Here is a 24,293-nt window from a genome sequence, read left to right as displayed (position 1 = left end):
TTTAATGTACCCTATTTTTTTTATGCCATACTGGGGGAATGTTTTTAGATTGCATCATACTTCATACCTTTTTAAAAAGTAGAATAATCTAACCTAGATTATTCTACTCTAATAGCTTTGTCTATATGAAACATATAAAGATAGCTCTCTTTAACCTTTTTATTTAATATTTTTTCTAATGCTGTTTTATAAAAGTGTAGTTGATCTTTGTAGGCATTTACGATTCTATCTAAATTATTTTCTGTAATTTCATTGTTTTTGTAATCTACTAATACAATTTCATCATTTTCTTCAAAATAACAATCGATTGTTCCTTGTACCAATAAAGTCTCTGTTGATTTATCCAGTCCATGTATCACATCTTGTGCATTACATTTCATATTAAAAGGCACTTCCCTATAGACCTTATTTGAGGCTAACATTCGTCTACCAATAGGACTTTCAAAATAGTTTTGGATCTTAGTCAAGTTTACTTCGTCTACCTCTTCTTCGCTTAATAATTCTTTTTGGATCATTTCATTTACTTGTATTTTTATTTCATCCAAGCTGTTGATCCTGTTGTGATCAATATGTTGCATAATAAAATGTATGATCGTACCTACTTCAGCAGATGTAAAATTTTTAGCGCCTTTATCTAAAAACTTAGGTTGAGAGATTAAACTAGGTATGTTATAACCTAAATGGTCTAGACCCTTAACATTGGTTTTCTTTATTTCTGAAACAGAAAGTTTAGAAGGTATTCCAACACCAGCTTCATAAGCATATTGCCAATTTAATCGTTTTGCTATTGTTTCGCTATACTTCGTTGTATTTTTATGACAATAATCTAATAATGTATCTTTTAAGATTGCATCTTTTTTCTCTTCTTCTAGTGTCTTATTTAGAACATCTTGCCTTGAGTACAGATTAACTGTCCATTTCGAGTCGTCCCTTAAGTAATTCTCAGAAGGCATTGAAACACCTCCAGCTTTTCTTAAAACTTCGCTAGAAGGGTGCTTTGTTAAAACCATCCCGATCCAATCCATGTAGCTTTTTGCTGAGGACAATCCATAATGGTTGATTGGTCTACTCCACTTATTTATTTTACCTTCTAATCCCCTGGTGGATCCGAAAATAATCAATTTATCTACAGGCCTTGTTAAAGCAACATAAAGTATACGCATCTCTTCAGATAAGCTTTCAATTTTCAGTCTATCCTTCATGGCAAGCTTACTAATCGTATCTCTATATACTCTCAGTTTAAGGTCTACAAATTTGGGTCCTAATCCTAAATCTTTATGGAGCAACACATCGGAACTTGTATCTCTTAGATTAAAATTTTTACCCGTCCCACATAAAAATACAACTGGAAACTCCAAACCTTTACTTTTATGAATACTCATTATACGTACAACATTATCATTTTCACCTAAGGTTTTTGCATCCCCCATATCACCTTTACTATTTTGAATTTTTTCTATAAACTTTATAAAATTAAACAATCCTCTAATAGATGTCTTCTCAAATTGCACAGCCCGGTCAAGCAGTATCCTTAAATTTGCCTGACGTTGTTGTCCCCCTGGCATTGCACCAACATAATAGTAATAACCAGTATCTCTAAATAATTTCCAAATAAAATTGTCAATTTTCATATATCTACTTTCTCTAGCCCACAATTTTATTTTTGTTAAAAATTCATTTAATTTTATCCCAAGTAGTTCATGTTCTTTTTCTTCCTCTACAAACTTAGTCATGGCATCAAAAAAACTGCCATGCTTCTGTGTCATTCTAATTTGTACTAATTCTTCTACAGTAAATTTCCCAATTGGCGATTTCATTACACTTATTAAGGGCAGGTCTTGTCTTTTATTATCAATTATTTTTAAAAGGTTCAGAAAAATACCAATCTCAATAGATTGAAAGTAACCAGAGCCTGTATCTGCATAAGTTGGTATGTTTTCCTTTATAAGCGTTTCTAAAAATACATGGGCCCAGTTTTGAGTTGTACGCATTAATATAACAATATCTTTATACTGAACTTCTCTGTAAACTTCCTCTTTTGTATCATAGATTTTCGTTTTAAGGATATCCTGTATTCTTTGTGCTACCATTTTTGCTTCTACTTCAATATCACTTAGTTCTTCTAAGTCCTCTGACAATTCTTCTGTAGCCTCTTCATCAATGGCTTTTTCAATTAAGTTCAATTCAATTGAAGGATCTTCTATAGGCTCAAAACTGCCTCCGGGATAAAGATATGCCCGCTCATCATAATCTATTTCTCCAAGTTGCTTCGACATAATGTTTTTAAAAATATAATTCACACCGTTAATGATTTCTTCTCTACTTCTAAAGTTTTTAGATAAATCAATCCTTCTATTTCGTTTTCCTTTTTCTGAGCTAAATGTTTCATACTTTTCAATAAATAAAGATGGATCAGCAAGTCTGAATCGATATATACTCTGTTTTACGTCACCAACCATAAATCGATTATTTTCTCGTTTTATATAGCCAATAAGTGTTTCTTGTACGATGTTACTATCCTGATACTCATCAATAAATAAATATTCAAACTTGTCCCGATAAGCATTAGCTACATTTTCATTTGCTAATATCTCTAAAGCATAGTGTTCCAGATCATTAAAATCAACTAAGCCCTTATCTTTTTTCTTTGCCATAAATATATTGGCATAGTTAGAAACCAAACTAGCTAAATATTGCATCAGTGGATATATACTAGTCAAATCATCAATATATGCCTCAGGGCTACGACTGAAAATTCCTTCTGTTATTCCTTTTATTAGCGCTTTAGCCTTATCCCTTTGGTCTTTTGCCTCTTCTTTTAGGTCTTGATCTGTCTCCTTCGATACACGACCTAGTCTCTTAAAGGTTACTTGATTAACTGTTTCATAAAACACTTCGATATTATGATGTAAACTAGATTTTAAATGGTTAACTTGATTAAGATCATCATCTATCGCATCAATATATCCTTCCGGCCCAGCAGGTTTCATACATAATTTTTTAGCATTAACTAAAAGGTCACATGCTGCTGTTAAATGGAGATCTATGCTTTTTAAAATTGTATCCGCCCAAATACATTCATTAAAATCCTCTATATCTATATTAAAGGCCTCCACTTTTTCCGAAAGCCAATCAAAGGGCTTAGGCTGACTTTGGATAAAATTAAATATTTTACTGATTAGGTCTTTTAATGGTTCATCGTCTTTACTTCCAGCAAAGCTTTCGACAAGATCTAAAAATAATTTATCTGCTTTTTCATATTCCTTATCTAACAGTTCTTCCATTGCTTCCATCTTCATAATATTAATTTCAGATGTATCCCCTATTCTAAAAGAAGGATCAATATCAATCACATGAAAATACTGTTTAACAACTTCTATACAAAATGCATGAATGGTTGTTATTGAGGCACGGTTAATTAATGTCATTTGTTTTCTTAAATGAGCTTCATTTTCTTGGTTATTATCCAGCGCTTTCAAAATTGCAGCGGAAATACGTTCTCGCATTTCACCTGCAGCTGCATTTGTAAACGTTACAATTAGAAGTTTATCTATATCGATTTTATCTTCAATAATCAAACGTATTATTCTTTCTACTAATACCGCTGTTTTCCCTGATCCTGCCGCTGCGGCTACTAATAGATTACTTCCCCGATCTTCTATCGCTTCCTGTTGCTGACTTGTCCAATTAGGCATTATCATCACCGCCTTTTTTATCTTGAAGTATCTTGATAACCTCTTCGTCCTTTAATTCTTTAATATGCTTATACTGATTATCCTCAAATTTTTGATCGAACTGACACATCGTACTAAATTTACAGTATTGGCAAGCATCTTGTTTGCCTTTTTTAACCGGTTCTATTTTAATGTGTCCTTCTGTTATTTGATGTCCTGCGTTTTTAACCAAATCCTTTGTATGATCAAGTAGTATTCTAAATTGCGCCTCTGTGGCTACACTAGAACTTTTCGTTACGCCTCTATCTTTGTTTAATGCTACTGGAATAATATCAGAATGTTTTTCAATACTTCGGTCCATCCGCTGTATTAAATTTACATCATTTAATACTAATCCCTTCATCTTAAGCTTTTTGTTGATTTCTTTAAGAATTTTATCTTGGTCATACTCTACTGATTTGATCATTGGATCATCTATTTTGAAGTAAAACAGCCCTCCCGGCTTGATATTTCTTTCATCGTGAGACATAACTGCGTCTAAATAAATCATCAATTGTAATTGAAAGCCATAATAAATATCTGATAAATTTAAATCTTTATTACCAGATTTGTAATCAATTACCCGATAGTATACCTCTCCAGATTCATCCTCAAACACATCCACTCTATCAATTCTTCCCTCTAAATATAGTACTTCTCCATTTTCTAACACAACTTCAATTGGAGGGATACTTTGATTTTCTCCAAAGCGCACTTCATGTCCATAGGGCGTAAAGTCTCCCCGTTTTATATGTTCAATTAAAGTCCATATGGCACGCTTCGAAATCCTTTCTAAACGTTTTATCAAGTACTTATAACTATAAGTACTGTGTAAGAGACCATTTTCAAATTGGTCTGCAACTTCATTTATTATTTCTTCTATAAACAGATAACACTGTTCTTGGCTAATATGCTTCCAGTCTATCTCTTTTTCTTCTGTAATTGCAGCAAAACGATCTATTGTTTCATGAAAGATCATTCCCATATCAGGGGTTTTAAGCTGATATTCTTTTCGCTCTTGGGGTTTAAGTCCGTACTGAACAAAATGTGCAAAAGGACAGTTCATATAAGATTCTAGTCTTGATACACTAGTCTTAATAGGCTTATCATAGAACAACCCTTTTTGCTTTCCATCAATAGAATAAACTTGATTTTGGTAAAACAATGCAGAGACAATGTTTAGAACTTCGTCCTTCCACTTTGGATGCGTAAAGTACCATTGATACACTTCCCACCAAAATTCAAAAATCTTCTCATCATCTACCGCTTTTCTTATATTCTCTATTAAATATTTAAATGTACTTTCCGGTTTTGATACAAGTTGTAATTGTTGATCCTCATTAGGGATAATATCCCCTCTACTTTTTAAATTAGGAAATAGTTTTTTAACTTGATCTATTAATATTGAAGCCCTTAGTGCTTTGCCTTCGCTATCTGCTAAAGGATAGCTTAACCACAGATAATTTGTTGGCTTAGATAAAACTGTATAAATCGCAAACTTTTCTTCAAGCATTTTCATATCACTATTTGGGCTCAATACGAGTCCATTTTCTTGTAGCGTGTTCTTTTCTTTATCTAAAAGAATACCTGCTTCATCATAAACCCCTGGCAAAACTCCGTCATTTACACCAACTACAAATAATGCTTTTATGTTTTGACTTCTAGACCTTTCTAAGTTACCTACTAATATTTGATCTACTGTAGAAGGAATAACACCTACTTCACTAGCAGCAAAACCTGATTCCAATATTTTATAATATTCATCTAGTCTAACTTCCGTATGTCCTAAAATTTCAGAGAGCTGATTAAATAGATCCATCACAATGTTCCAAATTTGCGAGTTTTCATGGGCATAATCATAGTACCCCTTGTACTTTAACTCTTCAATCCATGTTTCTAATGCATCTTTAATTTCGATATTTTTCAAAAAGTAAAATAATGCTTCAGTAATCTCTCTAACGGATTTTTTCCCTTTTACCTTTGTTTCAAAATCTCTAAAAGGTTCAATTAACTTCACTCTAATTTGATTTAAGGTTGATAAATCTTTCCCTTCTGGAATTGAAAAATCCTTAAACCATAGGGTACCTTTAATCCCGTATCTAAGTACATAATTTTCTAGAACTTCCCCCTCATCTTTACTAATAGATGAAAACCCGGTTTTTATAAATCGAAAAACATTTTCATATTGATATCCTGTTGAGACCATTTTTATTGATGTTAGTATGAATTCTATAATTGGATTTGTCATAATATCTCGTTTTTCATCAATAAAAATAGGCATATGATACTCATCAAAAATTCGTTTAATAATGGGTCCATATATATCCATATTACCTGATACAATAGCAATATCCCTATAGCGGTAATCTCTATCCCTTAAAAGACTTATAATTTTAGAAGCTACATTTTCTACTTCACTGTATAAGTTGCTTGCTTGAAAAATTTCTATATTAGATACATTCTCCGTATATGGTTTAATTGGAAAATTAAATAAGCGCTTTTCAATATGGTTAATTTCTGATGACCCAATAGGCCGCTCTTTTACTTTCTTGTTTAAATCAATAACTCGTTCTTTCGTGTTATTTTTGTTCGCTTTTTCTCTTAATTTTGACAAAGTGTTCAGTGGTGTAAAAAATAAATCATTATCACTGCTATTTAAATCTACTGTAGCAGTAATATATATATCTTTTGATACTAACATCATTTTATCGATAATTCGTAATGTTTGAGGTGTAAAGGTATGAAACCCATCGATAAATACTTCCTTACCTTCTAAAAACCTTGACTTTTCAATTGATTCTATAAGTAAATCCATATGATCTTCATTGTCAATATACTTCCCTTTTAAATATTCGTTAAAGCCATTATATATTAATGCCAAATCCTGTAGCTTAAATTTTAATATGTTATCATAGGCGTCACTATTTTTATTTAAATCATAAGGCATGATATCGTATTGTTTAAATTCAGTAATTGTTTCGTTCAATTTATCAATAAACCCATTTTGGTTAACCGCTTTTTTATAAATTGTAAGTTGGTCCTCTAACTCTTTTACTACTTTCTTTAATACCATACTTTTTCCGATCTCATTTATCTTAACTTTCTTTAATCCCCCAACTTCCTGCAGCACATGGTAAGCTAATCTTGTAAAACTTAATATTTCAACTTCCATGATCCCTTCTACCTGTAAACGTTCTATTATGTCTCTTTCTGCCTGAAGGGTATATTGCTCAGGTACTAAAACAATTATCTTGTTCTCTCTTTCTTTTACTAGCTTTTCTTTTACTTTTTTATATAGGTAAGCACTTTTTCCTGTGCCACTTCTACCCACAATATACGTGATCCCCATAATATCACTCCATTTTTATTTATTGAATCTATTATAACATTTAGGCGTAAAATATTTATACCTAATGACGGAGAAAAATTACATGAGTTAATATAAATACAGGTTTAAACGATTTTGAAGTCTAGATCTGTTTCATAAAAAAACCCAACAATTGTTGGGTTTTATGTAGATAATTATTTATTTTTGGTGACAAATCCAAGTATCATACTGTTTAATGTATTAGGTTTTTCAAAAATTGTCACGTGTCCACAGTCTGGAATAATTGCTAGCTCTGCGTCTTCAATATTATTAGCAATAATCTCTGAAAATTTTCTTGTTTTTAAAATATCTTGCTCTCCACATACAATAAAAGCAGGGCATTTAATTTTATGTAGCTCTTCGGTCATATAAACATCTTGTTCAAAAGTATCGTACAAGTAAACTTGTCCTGTAAAATATTCCGCCGGAGCCTTTTTAAGCGCCTCCGCTCTTTCTTTAAGTGTTTCTATATTTTTTTCTAAAAATGAATTGTGGTAAATGGTTGGTGCCATCCCCCAATAAAACTTCTCTGGATCTTTCTCAACAGCGGCTGTTCTCCATCCTTTAACGAATAATTTTAATACTTCATCAAGTTCGCTAACGGAGTCAATTACAGATATACTTTTCACACAGCCTGGAAAATCAATTGCTAATCGCATAGCTACTTCTCCACCGTATGATGTACCAATAATATGCGCCTTCTCTATTCCTAGCTTTTCCATCAATATTTTTGCTTCTTCCGCATGTTCTCTAAAGGTATACGGCCCTTCTGGCTTATCGGATAAAAGCTGTCCCTTAAAATCATGTAATAAGATTCTATAATCTTTTTCAAATACAGGAACTTGCATTGCCCAGCTATTTGTAGAGGCCATCACCCCGTTTAAAAAAACAACTGTTTCCTCTGCCTCTAAGTTCCCTTTTAATTCGTAATACAGGTTTACACCGTTAACGTCCATGTATGCCATTTAAATCTTCCTCCTCTCCTAATAGGTTCACGCCATCTTTCATTACTTCTACAAATACTTCTACAAGGTTAGGATCAAATTGCGTACCTGCACATCTTCTAATTTCTTCAATCGCTTCCTCATGACTAACTCCTTCTTTATATACTCGTCCATTTGTCATTACATCGTATGCATCAACAATTGCTAATATCCGAGAAAGCTTAGGAATATCCTCTCCTTTTAGTGCTTGGGGATAGCCCTGACCGTCCCATCTCTCATGATGGGTTAAAATATACTCAGAAATATGGGATAACTCTTTAGATGACTGGGCAATTCTATATCCTATTTCAGGATGCTGCATCATTTTTCGCCACTCATCTTCATCTAATCTAGAGGGTTTTGTTAGAATAGAATCAGAAATGGCTATTTTACCAATATCATGTAAAATACAAAATAACCCTAATTCATCTAATTGACTATTATTTAATCCCAGATGCTTGCCGATTTTTTTTGAAATTTTATACATACGTCTGGTATGCTCCTCAGTTTCAAAGCTCTTTTCAAATAAAGACTTTTCCAATGAAGAGATAATCGCTCCCCGAACACTACTACTAATTAAAAGTTTTTGCCTATACATGCGATCTTCTGCTTCTTTTATTACTATATTAATGTCTTCCCCCTTTTCTATCTTTGTACTACAACCCAAAGAAATACTCGGCTGTATCGGTTTTTTATCTGCTTTTTCACATGCTTCTGTAATACGATCACATATCTCCAGAGCCGTATTATATTCTGTATTAGGCAAGACAATGGCAAACTCGTCTCCACCCCACCGGGCAACAATATCCTCTTTTCTAACTGATTTTAATAAAATTTTCGATATCACCTTTAATAACTTGTCACCCTGCTTATGCCCAAAAACATCGTTGGCTAATTTCAATCCATTTACATCTCCTGTAATAATAGATAAAGGTAAGTACTTTTTATCCTTATACTCCTTAATTTTTTTCTCAAAGTAAGCCCGATTATACAAGCCTGTCAGTTTATCGTGATAACTTAGGTAAATGATTTCTTCTTCCGCTTTTTTTCTATCTGTAATATCTGTGTGGGTTCCAACAAATCGCAAAGGTTTGCCATCTTTCGTCCATTCCATTACTTTTCCCCTAGCTAAGAGCCACTTATAGCTTCCATCTTTACAACGGGCACGAAATTCATGTGTATATAGAGGCGTCTCACCTTTAAAATGCTTGTCATACTTTTCATTACCTTCGTCAAGATCTTCTGGATGTACAAATTTTGTCCAATCATTTCGATGATTTCCAACTTCCATCCCTTCATAACCAAGCATATCTGTAAACCTACGACTAAAATACACCTCATCGGTTTGTATATTTAAATCCCATACACTAACGTGACTTCCTTCTAAGGCAAACTGCCATCTTTCTTCATCTTCTCTTATTTTTTGTTCCATCTTTTTACGGTCAGTAATGTCAAAGGCGGATGCAATAATTGCGGGCTTACCCCGATAAGTAATTGTTGTAGCAGAAATATCCATCCATATTGGTTTTCCATTTCTTGTAACAACTTGCATTTCATAACGCTTTGGTATGTTCTTAACACCTTTTTCTCTTGCTGTAGCCCGTATTTTAGCAGTTTCTTTGTAATCTGGATGATTTACATCCCATAAATCCATTTTATAAAATTCTTCTTCACTATAACCTAGAAGTTCTTGATAGTAGGGGTTCGTATATACATATTTTCCTTCTTGACCAATGAATATTACTGTTGCTGTTGAATCGGCAAATGCCCTGAATTTCTCCTCAGCTTCCTGTAGTGCTTGAAGTAATTTTTTATTCACAACAACTTTTCCATCACAGTTTATCTTATTCAAAGCTTTGTATTCTCCCATATCTTTCCCCCCTTCTTTCATTAACCTTTATAATAGTCCGTTCCCATATTCCATAGCTTCCCTGTAAACATTTCTTCATCTTCTGAATGATCTTCTATAAATGATAAAATACTTTCTATATCTCCCGACAATTTATCAATTTGATGCAAAATCTGGGCTTCGACTGTTTTTGGTAAAACTGGAGAACCAAATTCTAATGAGCCGTGGTGTCCAAGAATTCCATTTAAAATAACTAATTTATCATTATGATTAAAATTAGGAATAGTATTAATCGCATTTAACGTATAATGTGCTCCCATAAATATATGTCCTAACATTGTTCCTTCTTCAGTAAATCCTATGTCCGGAAGCGCTTTATATTCTAGTGTTTTTGCCCAATCATGAAGCATACACATTACAATCAGACGTTCATATTGATGTTGAGTCAATTTTTTAACCTTTGCAACGGTCTGGGCATAGCTTAATAACTCTAAAGTATGATGGATTAACCCATGATAAAAATTATGATGCACCTTTTTTGCAGCCGGATATGTCATAAACTTATTAAAGTTCTCTTCCTCAAAAATCATCTTATCTAAAAGCACCTTTAAGTGTTCACTTTGTACTTTATTGTAATAGCCCTTTAATCCATTGATCATACTATCAATTTGTACGTTACTTGTAGGTATAAAGTCTTTAATAGATATGTCAGCTTTTTCGTATTTTTCAATTTCTTTAATTGTCAATTGTAGCTGGCTTTGATACTCTCCCACTTGCCCATGTACTTTAACAATGCTGTTGTTATCTAAACTTTGGAAAAAATCACTATATTTTTCATAATCCCAAAGTTTTACTTCCATCGCTTTAGAACGATCTTGTATAATAATATCCGCATATTCCTTACCATTTCTACTTACTTTAATTTTCACATCAGATAATAATACAATGCATTCTACTACTGTATGTAAATGTTCCTTACCAATATCTTTTAATTTATTTATAAACATTTCTGTCCCCCTATAAATGACGTCTAGTTAACAACGTCAAATTACCATTATTATATAATAATATAACTTTTATTCAAAATTTTAAAGGGTTGTCTTTTATAATTAATATATTATTGTTGTGACTTAAATATGAACTCTTGACTATTTCTCCATATTCCTTGAATTTCCTTTGTTATGTAAGAAAAATATTACTATTTTGTTTAAAAAAGATAGAACAGGGTAAATGTACTTTTGGAAAACTTTAATTTTAAAATTAATTAGGGGGAATAAAGCTTATGAACGCAATAACTGAAACTAACTTAAAATCAGCATTTGGAGGAGAAAGTATGGCCCACATGCGTTATATCCAGTGGGGAAATGCCGCAAAGAAAGAAGGGTTCCCAAACGTATCAAATTTATTTAAAGCCATCGCCTATGCTGAGCAAGTTCATGCTAGTAATCATTTTAGTGAATTAAAAAATCAAGTAGGGGAAGCTGCAGTGACAGCCGGAGCAGGTTTTGGTTTAACAACTACTTCAGAAAACTTACAAGGAGCAATCGAAGGAGAAGATTATGAAGTAGAGCAAATGTATCCTGCTTTTATGGCAGTAGCTGAACTTCAAGGGGAAAAAGGCAGTATGCGCTCCTTTAAATATGCTATTGAAGCAGAAAAAACCCATTCTGCACTATTTACAGTAGCCAAACAAGCTGTAGATAATGGCCAAGATTTTACTTATGATACTGTCCATGTCTGTGATGTCTGTGGATATACGCTAACAGATGATGTTCCTGATAACTGCCCTATTTGTAGAGTTAAAAAAGAAATGTTTACTGTTTTTAATACAGAAAAATAAGTTAAAATAAAGAAAGATACCTGTTTACATATTTGGTATCTTTCTTTATATAGTAGGAAAATTCTGCTTTTCTAGTTTGTCACTATTTTTTATATGCTTTATTTTAAAATTTCCTTAATTTAATCTTTTCCCTATTGTCTCTCCCATATTTACTCTAGTTTCCAGTCCATCCTCTGTATTTTTTAAAATATCCTCATCAACTTTTACTTGTCCTTTTTTCAAGAACAGTATAACAGTAGATCCACCAAATTTAAAATAGCCTTTTGGGCTTCCTTTTTTAACTCTGTTTTTAGGATTATAAGTCTGCTTTATCGTACCTACACAAGTTGCTCCTACTTCCAGCATAGTGATCTCACCAAAATTATCTGAATCAAAAACTGTCAATTCTCTTTTGTTTTCACAATATAAAGATATTACTTTCTTTAATGCCAGTGGGTTTACAGAATAAAGACTCCCATCAATATGCCTGTGTTTTTTTACCTGCCCGCTGTCTGGAAAATGGTATCGATGATAATCCGCTGGTGATAATCTAACAACAATGCATACACCACTATCAAAGGCTTCTGCTAGTTTATTGTCACGAAATAGATCTGATAACTTATAGGTCATTCCTTTTACTTGTATAACTTTATTTATATCAATATTTTCATAGGCTAACACCCTACCGTCTGCTGGGGATATAAGATCTTCTTTTTTTTCGCTTATATACCTAGCATCCGGTTTTAACTCCCTAATAAAGAAATCATTAAAACTACTATATTTATCTAAGTTTTCTTCTAGAGCTTCCTCCATATTTATCGATAATGCTTCGACAAATTTTTGAATTTTCTTCGTACTACTAGGCCGATCCTGTAGCTTTCCATAAATAATTGATGGTAACTTCCTTTTAAAAAGTATTTCTAATAAGGATTTACCTAGTTTAGTATCATAACCCCACTTTAAATATTTAAGTCCAGCAACGGTTTCTAATTTTTTTTCTCCAGTTTTCCTGTCTATATAATAAACTTTCATAAGATCCTTCCTCTCAGATACTGCTGAAAACTTTCTTATTAATGAATTACCTAAATATATTTCTAACTCAACCATTTTTTTATACTACTTATAATACTACATTTTCTATATTTTTTAAACGAAATCCCTTTGTGTATTTTTATATACTAATGTAAAATTAAAAAGTGTGAAGAATTCCATAAATAAATTTTATAAAAGCAAGAAGGTATGTTTTTTTATTTATTGGACTGAATAAATTATTCATATAATTCTATTAAACTATGTCAATCAAACAAATAAATACACTTTTTACTTTTTTCTTAAGGAGGTATTATATGATTGTTCAAAAGAAATCTTTAACCTTACCAAAACCCTTTATAACAGAACACGGAGAGAAAATAGAAAACCCTGTTGTTACATACGAAGCGTACGGCAATCCAGAAGGTGATGTTATAATGGTTTGCCATGGTGGACTTAGTAGTCAACATGCAGCGGGAAAATATACTAATCAAGATGCAGTTCCTGGTTGGTGGGATGATATCATTGGTGATGACAAAGCCATTGATACAAGAAAGTATCGAGTTATTAGTGCCAATGCATTAGGGAGTATGTTTGGTACCAGTTCACCCTTAAGTTTAAATCCTAAAACAGGCACTCATTATGGGCCTGACTTTCCATTTATAACATTAATCGATATCACTCGATTTAATAAAGCTTTTCTAGATGAGCTTGGCATTAAGAAGTTGAAATTAATAGCCGGTCCTTCAATGGGATCCTTAATAAGTTTACAAATGGCAGCCCTTTACCCAACCTTTGTTGAAAATGTTGTTGCTGTTGCAACAGCAGGACGTATGACGCCTTCTGGGATGGCCATCCACCATTTTATGATGAATACAATCAAAATGGATTCAGCATTCAATGAAGGTTGGTATTCTCTTGATAAACCTTTACCGGCTTTAAGATTGATCCATCAAATTTCTCGGATATATTACACACACGAGAGACTGCTACAACATACCTACTGGGATAATGTCCCTGAAAGTAGTAGCTCCCAATTCACTAGAAGTGAAAACTGCTTAAATTATCTAACAGATCAAATGGAAAAACAAATTCAAAGAAGAGATCCAAATTGCTTTATTTCAATATTGAGCGCAATTAATACCTATGATCTTGGTCGCGATGCAGATAGCTATGAAGCTGGTGTACAAAGGATCCAATGTCCTACCCTACTAATAAATATTAATACCGATTCTGAGTTCTCCCCTAAATGGGCACAGGAAGTTGCCAATATCCTCAATCAAAAACAAGAAGGCCAAGCAAAGGCTGTTGAGTTAGATTCTATGTGGGGACACTTGGGCTGTGTTCAAGAAGCTAAATCTATCGGGGAGGAAATTAAAAAGTATATTCATTTATAGAAAGTAAATCCTTTTCATCTATTATTAAATACTAGTACAATTTGATAATCCAACTTACTTCGTGCTGTTGAGTTCACAGGAAACAAAGCCAAAACACACCTTCTAAAAAGAAGGTGTGTTTTAATTTTACTGAACAACAAATCTTGTAATTAACTCTTGTACATCCTCCGGTCTATCTACCAATGGGGAATGACCGCATTTTTCTAGTACAATCAATTGTGCATTTTCTCCTATATCTTGGACAATTGTTTTAGCCATATCCATTGTAACAACCAAATCTCTGTCCCCTTGTATTACTAAGGTGGGGGCTTTTATATGATCTACTTCTCCAGTGCCTTTAACAGTTCCATTATGTTCGTTAGATATATTAAATAAAGTCAATGCATAGTTGATATCTATTAGATTTCTTTGCTTCGTCATTTCATCAATATAGGCTTCATATTTATCTTCAGGTGGTTTCTTATGCAAGTACATAGCTATATCTGATAATTTCCTCAATAACCATCTATTACTGTTACTTTGCATTAAATTCTTAAAAAATGGTATAATTCCATCTTTAATAGAAATACAACTACCTACATCTCCAATTCCAAAAAAAGTATTATTATACCCTCTTGTACTTGCAGATTCAATTAAAATAAGCTTTTCCACATATTTCGGATAATTTGCTGCAAATTGCATTGTTACTGCACCACCTGCTGACCAACCAACTAAAGTAAACTTTTTAAGTTTTAATTTATCAACAAAAAGCTTTAGATCGTCAGAAAAATCTTTCATATTGGTAATTGGTTTGTTATAGGTAGATTCACCAAATCCCCTTAGATCTACAGCATAAACCTTAAAACGAGAATCTAAACTTTCCATTAGAATATCCCAATTTTTTGATGAGCTTAAGTTTCCATGTACTAATACTATTACATACTCATGATGCATTGCTTCGCGATAGCTTAATGTTTCTCCATTTTTAAGATCCACTGATTTAAGTACAATTTGATTGCTCATATAACTCCCCCAATTAAACCTTTTGCTAATAGGTTTATACAATTCTCCTGATCATAGGGACTACTGTAAATTGAAATGTATACTTTATATCATTATATTTTTATATAGTTTTTCTGCTTCCTGGCTTTATTGCAGGTAATTTACCTTCTTTACAAATCGGACATTCTGCTGGGTCATAAGATATCACTTCTGTTGTTAAAGCTGCTGCAAGTTTTGTACCAAAATCAATTGTTCCATTACTTCGATCTACTAGAACCGCAACTCCCGCTACTTCAGCACCTTGCTCTTTTACAATATCCATAACTTCTCTAACTGAACCTCCTGTAGTAATAACGTCTTCTGCTATCAGCACTCGAGCTCCTTTAGGTATAGAGAATCCTCTTCTAAGCACCATTTTCCCATTTTCTCTTTCTGCAAATAAGTTTTTTACTTTTAACTGTCTTGCTATTTCATAAGATATAATAATTCCACCCATTGCAGGTCCGATCACTACGTCAATATTATCCTCTCTAAAGTTATCTGCAAGCCCTTTTGATATTTCCTCTGCATATTCCGGGTACTGTAGTAATTGTGCACATTGCATATACTGGTTACTATGTCTCCCTGAGGTTAGTAAAAAGTGTCCTTTTAATAGTACATCGGCTTTCTCTAGTATTTCAATAACTCTTTCTTTTGTTAACATTCAAATCCGCTCCCCATCATTTTAATTTAGTCTTTCAACAAATTATATATATGATAATTCTCCAACAATATGATTAATATCCTTAACATTGTACTTCTTCATATATGCTTCAATACCTTCTTTTACATCCATTGTAGCCCGAGGGTTATAGAAGTTTGCAGTACCAACTGCAACTCCAGTTGCCCCAGCTAACATAAATTCAATCGCATCTTCCCCAGTAGCGATACCTCCCATACCGATTATAGGTACAGAAACTGCTTGAGCTACTTGATACACCATGCGAACTGCAACGGGCTTTATAGCAGGTCCTGAAAATCCTCCCATAATATTTGCTAATACGGGTTGTCGCTTATGAATATCAATTACCATCCCTAATAAAGTATTTATTAAGGATATCGCATCCGCCCCACCAGCTTCTGCACCCCTAGCAATCTCGGCAATATCTGCAACATTCGGACTCAATTTTACAATCAAAGGCTGTTTTGCATATTTTTTTACCTCTTTCGTTACTTGTTCAACGGTTTTTGCATTCGTACCGAAGGATACACAACCTTCCTTTACATTAGGACAAGATATATTAAGTTCAATCATATCTATATCTGCATCTCCTAAGGTTTCTACAACTTCACAGTAATCCTCCACGCTTCGTCCCGCGATGTTTACGATGATCTTTGTATCAAATTTTCTAAGAAAAGGAATGTCTTCTTTTATAAATACATCTACACCAGGATTCTGTAGTCCAACACTATTTAACATGCCACCATATGTTTCAGCAGTTCTTGGACTTGCATTTCCCTTCCAGGGTACATTAGCCACCCCTTTTACTACCACTGCACCTAATTGATTTAAATCTACAAACTCACTATACTCTTTACCAGATCCAAAAGTTCCTGAAGCCGTCATAACTGGATTTTTCATTTCTACACCGGCAATATTTATTTTGGTATTTAAACTAGTCATCCCAGATCACCTCATCTCCATTAAATACAGGTCCGTCTTTACACACACGGCGATTTTCCCAATCAACCTCTTGTTCTCTTTGTATCTTACAAGTACAAACTAAACATGCACCTATACCACAGGCCATTCTTTCTTCAAAGGATAACTGAGAAGGTATATTCTTCTCCTTAGCCCAGTTATATACCGCTTTAAGCATTGGTTTTGGACCACAGCTGTATACAATGTCCCCTTGTGGCTCAGTTTTTGTTAATATATCCATTACATTACCTTTTGTGCCAAAACTACCATCTTCTGTTGCTACGTGTACCTCTGCGCCATGTTTTTCAAAGGCTTCTACAAGTATAGGATTTGTTCTAAACCCTAGGTATACACGTTTTTTACCTTTTAAATGCTTAACAAGCTCTAATAGAGGTGGCGTTCCTACGCCGCCACCGATGATAATATGATCTTGTTCTTTTCCTACTTTAAAGCCATTACCAAAAGGTCCCATAACCTTAATGGTTTCCCCTTCTCTCATCTGCGAAATTTCTTCTGTTCCTTTTCCTACAACAGCATATATTAATTTTAGGGTTTCGGCTTCTTTATTAATTTCACATATACTAATTGGACGGGGTAAAAGTCGTGATTCTGATTTACAGTATAAATTCATAAACTGGCCAGGTTCAGATATTTGTGCCATTTTTGGTGCTAGAATATCTAATTCATACATTCCTGGAACAATCTCTTTGTTGCTTAATATCTTTACATTTTTCCATCTATTCATTACTTCACCCCCAAGTCAATTACATCTAAATTGTAGTCTATTACTTTAGATTCAACAATATCCATCATTGCTTGTACTGTATCTAACGAAGTCAAAACATTAACAGAGGATTCAATAGCTGCTCTTCTTATTCTAAATCCATCCTTTTTCTCATCTCTCCCTTTTGTTGGGGTATTAATTACAAGATCGATCATGCCACTTCTAATAACATCTAGAATATTTGGTACTCCTTCGCTTATTTTTTTGACTTTCGTTACAGGAATATCATTTTGTTCTAAGAACGCTGCAGTTCCCATGGTAGCCATTAAATTATAGCCATTATCTATCATCTGTTTTGCTATTGGTAAAAAGCCTTTTTTATCGAAGTCTTTTAGTGTTACTAATATGTTTCCGTTCTTTTTCGGTATATCCATATCAGCTGCTAAAAAGCCTTTATACATTGCTTCTTCTAATGTTTTAGCAACTCCAAGCACTTCTCCTGTAGAACGCATTTCTGGTCCTAAGCTAACCTCTACTTTTGGAAGTTTTTGCGTAGAGAAAACTGGAACTTTTACTGATATAAGTTCAGGTTCTTTAAATATCCCTGTTCCATATCCAATATTTTTAAGCTTCTCTCCTAACATTACCTTAGTTGCTAATAAAATCATCGGTACCCCTGTTACTTTACTAATAAATGGTACTGTTCGAGAAGATCGTGGATTCACCTCTATAACATAAAGTTCATCTTCAAACTCAATAAATTGTATATTAATCATACCACTTACTTTTAGGGCCACTGCAATCTTTTGTGTATAGTCTAAAATTTTTGTTTTTACTTTAGATGAAATCTGTTTGCTTGGATATATGGAAATACTGTCACCCGAGTGTACTCCTGCTCTTTCTAAATGTTCCATAATTCCCGGTATAAAAACATCTTCTCCATCACATATTGCATCTACCTCGATCTCTTTTCCTAATAAATAGCGATCAATTAATACTGGATTATGCTTATCTCTATTAAATGCATCTTTTAAATATCTGTGTAATTCTTTTTCTTCATAAGTGATTTCCATTCCCTGTCCACCTAAAACATAGGATGGTCTTACTAAAACCGGATACCCTAGTTTATCCGCTTCTTTCATTCCTTCTTCTACTGACCATACCGCCTTACCTTTTGGACGTGGTATATTCAGTGCTTCCATAATCTCATCAAATTTTTCTCTATCTTCCGCAGCATCTATTTGTTCTGGTTTTGTTCCAAGTATTGGAATATTCATCTGTCTTAGAAATTTAGCTAATTTTATTGCTGTTTGTCCACCAAACTGCAGAATTACCCCGTCTGGTCTCTCTTTTTCAAGTATATTTAGTACATCTTCTTCAGTTAATGGCTCAAAATATAATTTGTCCGAAATATTAAAATCTGTACTTACGGTTTCCGGATTATTGTTTACAATAATTGTTTCTATTCCTACCTGTTTTAGCGCTAGTACACAGTGTACAGAACAATAATCAAATTCAATCCCTTGTCCGATTCTGATTGGACCTGACCCTAATACCATTACTTTTTTCTTTTCACTCACTTCTACTTCATCTATCTGGTCATAGGTTGAATAATAATATGGGGATATCGCATCAAATTCACCGGCACAAGTATCTACCATTTTATACACTGCTTTTATGTTTAGTTGTTGTCTTTTCTCATAAATTTTTTCTGGACTGCAATTTATAAAATCTGCAATTCCTTTATCTGAGAAACCTCTAATTTTTAATTCTCTAAGCCATTCAGGCGTCAGCTTTTCTACACTTGCTTCTTTGAGTTGTTCTTCATGTAATACAATATTTTTAATTTTTTCTAAAAAGAACATGTCTATTCCAGTAATCTGGTTCACTTTATCCGTTCTATAATTCCTTCGCAGCAACTCAGCTACGTGGAATATTCTTTCATCATCTGGTACTTGTACTTTTCTTTTTAATTCTTCAAGGGATAGTTTTCTGGAAGATTCCAATTGCATAGAGTACTGTCCAATTTCCAAAGAACGAATCCCTTTTAATAGAGCAGACTCAAAGTTATTTCCAATGGACATCACTTCTCCAGTGGCCATCATTTTTGTTCCTAAAGACCGATTTGCTTCACGGAATTTGTCAAAGGGCCATTTTGGTATTTTTGCTACAATATAGTCAATTGTTGGCTCAAAACATGCAAAAGTTTTCCCGGTAACTGCATTTTTAATTTCATCTAATGTATACCCTAGTGCAATTTTAGCCGCAACTCGTGCAATAGGGTACCCTGTTGCTTTCGAGGCAAGTGCCGAAGAACGACTTAAGCGGGGGTTTATTTCAATGATTACATACTCATAACTTTCAGGGTTTAAAGCAAACTGAACATTACAGCCCCCCTCTATTTCTATTGCATTGATGATATCAATAGCTGCTGTTCTTAGAAGTTGGTTCTCTCTATCAGATATGGTTTGTACTGGCGCAACTACAATACTATCCCCAGTATGCACCCCTACAGGGTCTACATTCTCCATATTACATACTGTGATACAATTTCCATGACTATCTCTAATTACTTCATACTCGATTTCTTTCCAGCCCTTTATACTTCTTTCTAAAATGACCTGCCCAACTCTACTTAATTGTAGTCCTTGGGTTAAAATTTCCTTTAATGCCTCTTCGTTATCAACGATACCCCCGCCTGATCCCCCAAGGGTATAGGCTGGACGAACAACTAAGGGATATCCTATTTTTTCCGCAAAATCAATACCTGCTTCCAAATTTGTAACGATTGCACTTTCAATCACCGGCTGATTGATTTGTCCCATCATTTGCTTAAATAAATCTCGATCTTCACCTTGTTTTATGCCATTTACTGACGTACCTATTACGCTTACATTGTACTGTTCTAGTATACCTTTATCTTCAAGGTCAACAACTAGGTTTAATCCTGTTTGACCACCCATACCTGCAATTATGCTGTCTGGTCTTTCTTTTGCAATTACTTTTTCTACGAATTCTAAAGTTAGAGGTTCTATATATATCTTATCTGCAATTTCCCGATCAGTCATTATTGTAGCTGGATTACTATTAATGAGTACAACTTCAACGCCTTCTTCCTTAAAGGACTGACAAGCTTGCGTTCCTGCGTAGTCAAATTCTGCAGCTTGGCCTATTATAATTGGTCCTGATCCTATAACAAGTACTTTTTTTATTCGATGATCCTTTGGCATATATCTTTCTCCCCTCTTTGTGCTATTTCTACAGTTTATCTATAAATTTATCTAAAATATAGGCGGTACTATGTGATCCTGAACTTAACTCTGGACGAAATTGAACACCTAAAATCTGTTGTTTTTCATAGACTAAACCTTCCATTGTACCATCATTCATATTCCTATGGCTTACTTTCACCTCTTCTGGAAGGCTACTTTCTTCTACAACGTATCCATGGTTTTGAGAAGTAATATATACTTTATTCGTACTTAAATCTTTCACTGGATGATTTCCTCCACGATGGCCGTACTTCATTTTCAATGTATTCCCACCTAAAGCTAGTGCTAGCAACTGATATCCTAAACAAACACCCATCATCGGTTTAACCCCGATTAACCTTTTGATATTTTCTAAGACTTCTGGTATATCCTTTGGATTTCCAGGTCCATTTGATAAAAAGATACCATCTGGATTTACATTTAATATATCCTCTGCGGTAGTATCTGCTGAAAAAATTGTTACTCTACAGTTTTCCTTTGTAAAAGACTTTAATAAATTTTTATTTAATCCTAAATCTATAATTGCTACATGAGGCCCTTCACCTTCAATTTCCACAGTTTTATTAGTTGAAACATCCATAACCCCGGGCTTGTTATTAAACGTACTCAGTTTTTTCTCAAGGACTTCTTGAGACATTTCAACATCTGTCGTGATAATGCCTTTCATCGTTCCTGCATTTCGAATCAGTTTTGTTAATGCCCGAGTATCTATCCCTTCTAGACCTACCACTTTATTAAGTTTTAAGTAGCCTTCTATGTTCATTTCACATCTCCAATTGCTTGGATTTTTTGCAGCTTCTCTTACAATAAGTGCATTCAGTTGTGGTTTTGTAGATTCCATTTCTTCTGTATTAATCCCATAATTCCCGATCATTGGGTATGTCATATTTACAATTTGTCCGTAGTATGATGGGTCAGTAAATACTTCTTGGTAGCCAGTCATACTTGTATTAAACACAACTTCCCCAACTATTTCTTCATAATAACCAAAGCTTTCACCTAAAAATCTAGTGCCATCTTCTAATATTAATGCTGCTTTCATTACTTTCACCCCTACTTATCCATTTTATTTTATAAAACACCTAATAAGTCCTTTTGCATTTCTATTACTGCGTCTCGGGCAGCATCAGCAAAGTTTTGCTCAGCATACTTTTCATCCTTTTTATAAGCTGCGATAATTCCTCTAGATGAGTTAACTATTGCCCCTAAGCCATCTTTATTAAAACATGCCTTCAAATCTTGTGCCGTTCCTCCTTGAGCACCATAGCCAGGAACAAGGAAATAGTTATTTGGCATGATTTTTCTTAATACTTCAGCTTGTTCTGGATGGGTAGCCCCTACTACCGCACCAATTGAACTATAACCACAATCTCCGATCAACGCTTCCCCCCACTTATTTACTAAAGATCCTATTTTCTCATATAGTTTTTGTCCACCTAAATCTATATCCTGAATCTCTCCGCTATTTGGGTTGGATGTTTTAACTAATATAAACATTCCTCTATCGAATTTTTTGCAATTTTCCATATAAGGTTCAATAGAATCATAACCTAAATAAGGGTTTAAAGTAATTGAATCTTGGTCAAACACCATGTGTTGCTTTTCTTCTATACTAACTTCACCGATGTGTCCATTGGAATAAGCTTCCGCTGTAGAAGCAATATCGCTTCTTTTTATGTCACCAATGATCACTAGTTCTTTTTCTTTCGCATACCGGATTGTATCTATATATGCTTGAACACCTGCTGCACCGAACTGTTCATACATTGCTACTTGTGGCTTGACAGCAGGGACAAGGTCGCATACAGCATCGATAATTCCTTTATTAAATTCATAGAAAGCTTGAGCAGCTCCTTTTGGCGTTTTCCCATACTTATTAAAAGCTTCTTCTTTAATAAAAGTAGGAACAAAATTTAACCTTGGATCTAACCCTACTACTGTCGGGTTATTTTTTTCTTGTATTTGCTTTACTAAACGATCTATCACTTAAATATCCCCCTTTATAAGCTTATAATCTTTTAATACAAAGTCTCCATTTACTAAGGTATGTCTGGCTTTACCTTGTACTTTTTTACCCTGGAACGGAGAATTCTTACTTTTAGAAACAAAATCATTTACTTCTATTTCATATGCCAATGTAGGGTCAACCACTGTTATATCTGCCATCTCTCCTACGCTTAATGTGCCTTTATTAATCCCTATCATTTTTGCTGGATTTATTGTCATTTTCGCTATCAGTTCTATTGGCGTTAATACTTTCTTATTTACAAGCTCTGTAATGCCTAGGGCTAAAGATGTTTCTAAGCCAACAATTCCAAAGGGCGCTTTTTCATAAGGTGCGTCTTTATCTTCTGCACTATGGGGGGCATGATCTGTGGCAATAATGTCAATCGTACCATCCTTTAAACCCTTAATGATGTGATCTACATCTTCCTTTGTTCTTAATGGTGGATTCATTTTTGTATTTGTATTATCTGACGCTACAATTTCATCAGATAGTGTGAAATGATGTGGTGCAACCTCTGCCCATACTTTTTCCCCCCTTGCTTTTGCTTCTCTAACAAGCTGGGTGCTTCCCTTTGTACTGATATGACATATATTTAGTTTTGTATTACTTTCCTGAGCTAATATAATATCCCTAGAAACAATTACTTCTTCTGAGTCTGCAGATATTCCTTTTATATTTAGTTCTTTAGATCTTTCCCCCTGGTTCATTGCACCACCATTTTCTACGAGATAGTGGTCCTCACAGTGGGACAATACAGGGATATTATATTTAGATGCTTGTCTTAATGCCTCTTTCATTAAAGCGGTATTCATGACGGTTTTTCCATCTTCACTTAAGGCACAAATCCCTGCCTTTACCATCGCTTCAACATCTACTAATTTTTCTCCTTTTTGCCCCTCTGTAATTGCACCAACCGGCAACACATGAACTACTGCTTCTTTTTCCGCTTTGTTATTTATTTGATTTACGATCATTGCATTGTCCACTGGCGGATTTGTATTCGGCATACAACAAATAGTTGTAAATCCACCCTTCGCTGCGCTATAACTACCAGTTTGAATTGTTTCTTTATACTCAAATCCCGGTTCTCTTAAATGTACATGTACATCAATTAGTCCAGGAACAACCCAATGGTCTGTAGCATCAATTTCCTCATCAACTGCTGCTGTAATTCCTTTTTGAACCTGCTTAATTATCCCATTTTCTACTAAAATATCTTTTACTTCATCGGTTTTACTGCTCGGATCTATGATTCTTCCATTTTTAATTAATATTCTCATGAATGTACCTCCTTCATTGATATACTTGTAAATAAAAAAGACAATAAAAAGATGCGTTCATTCATCCTTTTACTGTCTTCATATTTAGAACTAAAAAATAAGGGTAAAGTCTATTAAAAACACTTTGCCCGTATCCAAATTCTGTTTTTGTGTTGTTTTGTGCATAGCAAAAAATTGGAGTCATCTTATT

At 33.9% G+C, this 24,293-nt stretch carries 16 protein-coding genes; 2 read left to right on the top strand and 14 right to left on the bottom strand.

The window, feature by feature from the left end:
* Positions 1–98: 98 nt before the first annotated feature.
* The 5 genes from addA to RH915_RS07485 all read right to left on the bottom strand — a co-directional run bounded on the left by addA (position 99) and on the right by RH915_RS07485 (position 10,919).
* On the bottom strand, positions 99–3,695 hold the full coding sequence (gene addA, locus RH915_RS07505) for a helicase-exonuclease AddAB subunit AddA (RefSeq protein ID WP_310479017.1): 3,597 nt from the start codon (positions 3,693–3,695) through the stop codon (positions 99–101).
* Entirely contained in the window at positions 3,688–7,062 is a 3,375-nt protein-coding gene (gene addB, locus RH915_RS07500) for a helicase-exonuclease AddAB subunit AddB (protein WP_310479016.1), read from the bottom strand. Before addB ends, addA begins: the two co-directional genes overlap by 8 nt.
* A 173-nt stretch (positions 7,063–7,235) precedes the next feature.
* A complete protein-coding gene (locus RH915_RS07495; protein ID WP_310479014.1) occupies positions 7,236–8,045 on the bottom strand; it encodes an alpha/beta fold hydrolase in 810 nt (269 codons plus the stop codon).
* Entirely contained in the window at positions 8,026–9,933 is a 1,908-nt protein-coding gene (locus RH915_RS07490; RefSeq protein ID WP_310479012.1) for a sensor domain-containing diguanylate cyclase/phosphohydrolase, read from the bottom strand. Before RH915_RS07490 ends, RH915_RS07495 begins: the two co-directional genes overlap by 20 nt.
* A gap of 20 nt (positions 9,934–9,953) precedes the next feature.
* A complete protein-coding gene (locus RH915_RS07485; RefSeq protein ID WP_310479009.1) occupies positions 9,954–10,919 on the bottom strand; it encodes a 3'-5' exoribonuclease YhaM family protein in 966 nt (321 codons plus the stop codon).
* Positions 10,920–11,194: 275 nt separating this feature from the next.
* Here RH915_RS07485 and RH915_RS07480 point away from each other — a divergent pair, with 275 nt between their 5' ends.
* The gene (locus RH915_RS07480; RefSeq protein WP_331618348.1) at positions 11,195–11,752 is read left to right on the top strand and encodes a rubrerythrin family protein; all 558 of its coding nucleotides are present in this window, start codon (positions 11,195–11,197) and stop codon (positions 11,750–11,752) included.
* A 114-nt stretch (positions 11,753–11,866) separates the two neighbouring features.
* On the opposite strand, the gene RH915_RS07475 is transcribed toward RH915_RS07480, so the two are convergent.
* On the bottom strand, positions 11,867–12,763 hold the full coding sequence (locus RH915_RS07475) for a phosphatidylserine decarboxylase (RefSeq protein WP_310479006.1): 897 nt from the start codon (positions 12,761–12,763) through the stop codon (positions 11,867–11,869).
* A gap of 314 nt (positions 12,764–13,077) precedes the next feature.
* Here RH915_RS07475 and RH915_RS07470 point away from each other — a divergent pair, with 314 nt between their 5' ends.
* Positions 13,078–14,157 (top strand): alpha/beta fold hydrolase, encoded by a 1,080-nt coding sequence (locus RH915_RS07470; protein ID WP_310479005.1) that lies wholly within the window; start codon positions 13,078–13,080, stop codon positions 14,155–14,157.
* A gap of 126 nt (positions 14,158–14,283) precedes the next feature.
* Here the strand turns inward: RH915_RS07470 and phaZ are convergent, their stop codons facing one another.
* From phaZ to RH915_RS07430, 8 genes are all read right to left on the bottom strand, one after another.
* Positions 14,284–15,159, bottom strand: a complete 876-nt coding sequence (gene phaZ / locus RH915_RS07465) for an intracellular short-chain-length polyhydroxyalkanoate depolymerase (protein ID WP_310479004.1) — start codon at positions 15,157–15,159, stop codon at positions 14,284–14,286.
* Positions 15,160–15,259: 100 nt separating this feature from the next.
* On the bottom strand, positions 15,260–15,841 hold the full coding sequence (gene pyrE, locus RH915_RS07460; RefSeq protein ID WP_310479003.1) for an orotate phosphoribosyltransferase: 582 nt from the start codon (positions 15,839–15,841) through the stop codon (positions 15,260–15,262).
* A gap of 42 nt (positions 15,842–15,883) precedes the next feature.
* Positions 15,884–16,801 carry a dihydroorotate dehydrogenase gene (locus RH915_RS07455; RefSeq protein WP_310479002.1) on the bottom strand — a complete coding sequence of 306 codons (918 nt, stop codon included), beginning with the start codon at positions 16,799–16,801 and terminating at the stop codon, positions 15,884–15,886.
* Positions 16,794–17,564 carry a dihydroorotate dehydrogenase electron transfer subunit gene (locus tag RH915_RS07450; protein ID WP_310479001.1) on the bottom strand — a complete coding sequence of 257 codons (771 nt, stop codon included), beginning with the start codon at positions 17,562–17,564 and terminating at the stop codon, positions 16,794–16,796. The genes RH915_RS07455 and RH915_RS07450 overlap by 8 nt, the downstream gene beginning before the upstream one ends.
* Positions 17,564–20,773, bottom strand: a complete 3,210-nt coding sequence (gene carB / locus RH915_RS07445) for a carbamoyl-phosphate synthase large subunit (RefSeq protein WP_310479000.1) — start codon at positions 20,771–20,773, stop codon at positions 17,564–17,566. Before carB ends, RH915_RS07450 begins: the two co-directional genes overlap by 1 nt.
* Positions 20,774–20,801: 28 nt before the next feature.
* Positions 20,802–21,857, bottom strand: coding sequence for a carbamoyl phosphate synthase small subunit (locus tag RH915_RS07440; RefSeq protein WP_310478999.1), 1,056 nt, complete (start codon positions 21,855–21,857; stop codon positions 20,802–20,804).
* 29 nt (positions 21,858–21,886) lie between these two features.
* Positions 21,887–22,801, bottom strand: coding sequence for an orotidine-5'-phosphate decarboxylase (pyrF, locus tag RH915_RS07435; RefSeq protein ID WP_310478998.1), 915 nt, complete (start codon positions 22,799–22,801; stop codon positions 21,887–21,889).
* Positions 22,802–24,103 (bottom strand): dihydroorotase, encoded by a 1,302-nt coding sequence (locus RH915_RS07430; protein WP_310478997.1) that lies wholly within the window; start codon positions 24,101–24,103, stop codon positions 22,802–22,804.
* Positions 24,104–24,293 lie beyond the last annotated feature (190 nt).

This window comes from Serpentinicella sp. ANB-PHB4 (assembly GCF_031432315.1).
Taxonomy (GTDB): Bacteria; Bacillota; Clostridia; order Peptostreptococcales; family Natronincolaceae; genus Serpentinicella.
Note: the sequence above shows the minus strand (reverse complement) of the source record. Positions and strands in the feature narration are given on the sequence as shown.

Coding starts and splice junctions, on each gene's coding strand:
- addA (WP_310479017.1), bottom strand. CDS start 3,695: ATGCCTAATTGGACAAGTCAGCAACAGGAAGCGATAGAAGATCGGGGA.
- addB (WP_310479016.1), bottom strand. CDS start 7,062: ATGGGGATCACGTATATTGTGGGTAGAAGTGGCACAGGAAAAAGTGCT.
- RH915_RS07495 (WP_310479014.1), bottom strand. CDS start 8,045: ATGGCATACATGGACGTTAACGGTGTAAACCTGTATTACGAATTAAAA.
- RH915_RS07490 (WP_310479012.1), bottom strand. CDS start 9,933: ATGGGAGAATACAAAGCTTTGAATAAGATAAACTGTGATGGAAAAGTT.
- RH915_RS07485 (WP_310479009.1), bottom strand. CDS start 10,919: ATGTTTATAAATAAATTAAAAGATATTGGTAAGGAACATTTACATACA.
- RH915_RS07480 (WP_331618348.1), top strand. CDS start 11,195: ATGAACGCAATAACTGAAACTAACTTAAAATCAGCATTTGGAGGAGAA.
- RH915_RS07475 (WP_310479006.1), bottom strand. CDS start 12,763: ATGAAAGTTTATTATATAGACAGGAAAACTGGAGAAAAAAAATTAGAA.
- RH915_RS07470 (WP_310479005.1), top strand. CDS start 13,078: ATGATTGTTCAAAAGAAATCTTTAACCTTACCAAAACCCTTTATAACA.
- phaZ (WP_310479004.1), bottom strand. CDS start 15,159: ATGAGCAATCAAATTGTACTTAAATCAGTGGATCTTAAAAATGGAGAA.
- pyrE (WP_310479003.1), bottom strand. CDS start 15,841: ATGTTAACAAAAGAAAGAGTTATTGAAATACTAGAGAAAGCCGATGTA.
- RH915_RS07455 (WP_310479002.1), bottom strand. CDS start 16,801: ATGACTAGTTTAAATACCAAAATAAATATTGCCGGTGTAGAAATGAAA.
- RH915_RS07450 (WP_310479001.1), bottom strand. CDS start 17,564: ATGAATAGATGGAAAAATGTAAAGATATTAAGCAACAAAGAGATTGTT.
- carB (WP_310479000.1), bottom strand. CDS start 20,773: ATGCCAAAGGATCATCGAATAAAAAAAGTACTTGTTATAGGATCAGGA.
- RH915_RS07440 (WP_310478999.1), bottom strand. CDS start 21,857: ATGAAAGCAGCATTAATATTAGAAGATGGCACTAGATTTTTAGGTGAA.
- RH915_RS07430 (WP_310478997.1), bottom strand. CDS start 24,103: ATGAGAATATTAATTAAAAATGGAAGAATCATAGATCCGAGCAGTAAA.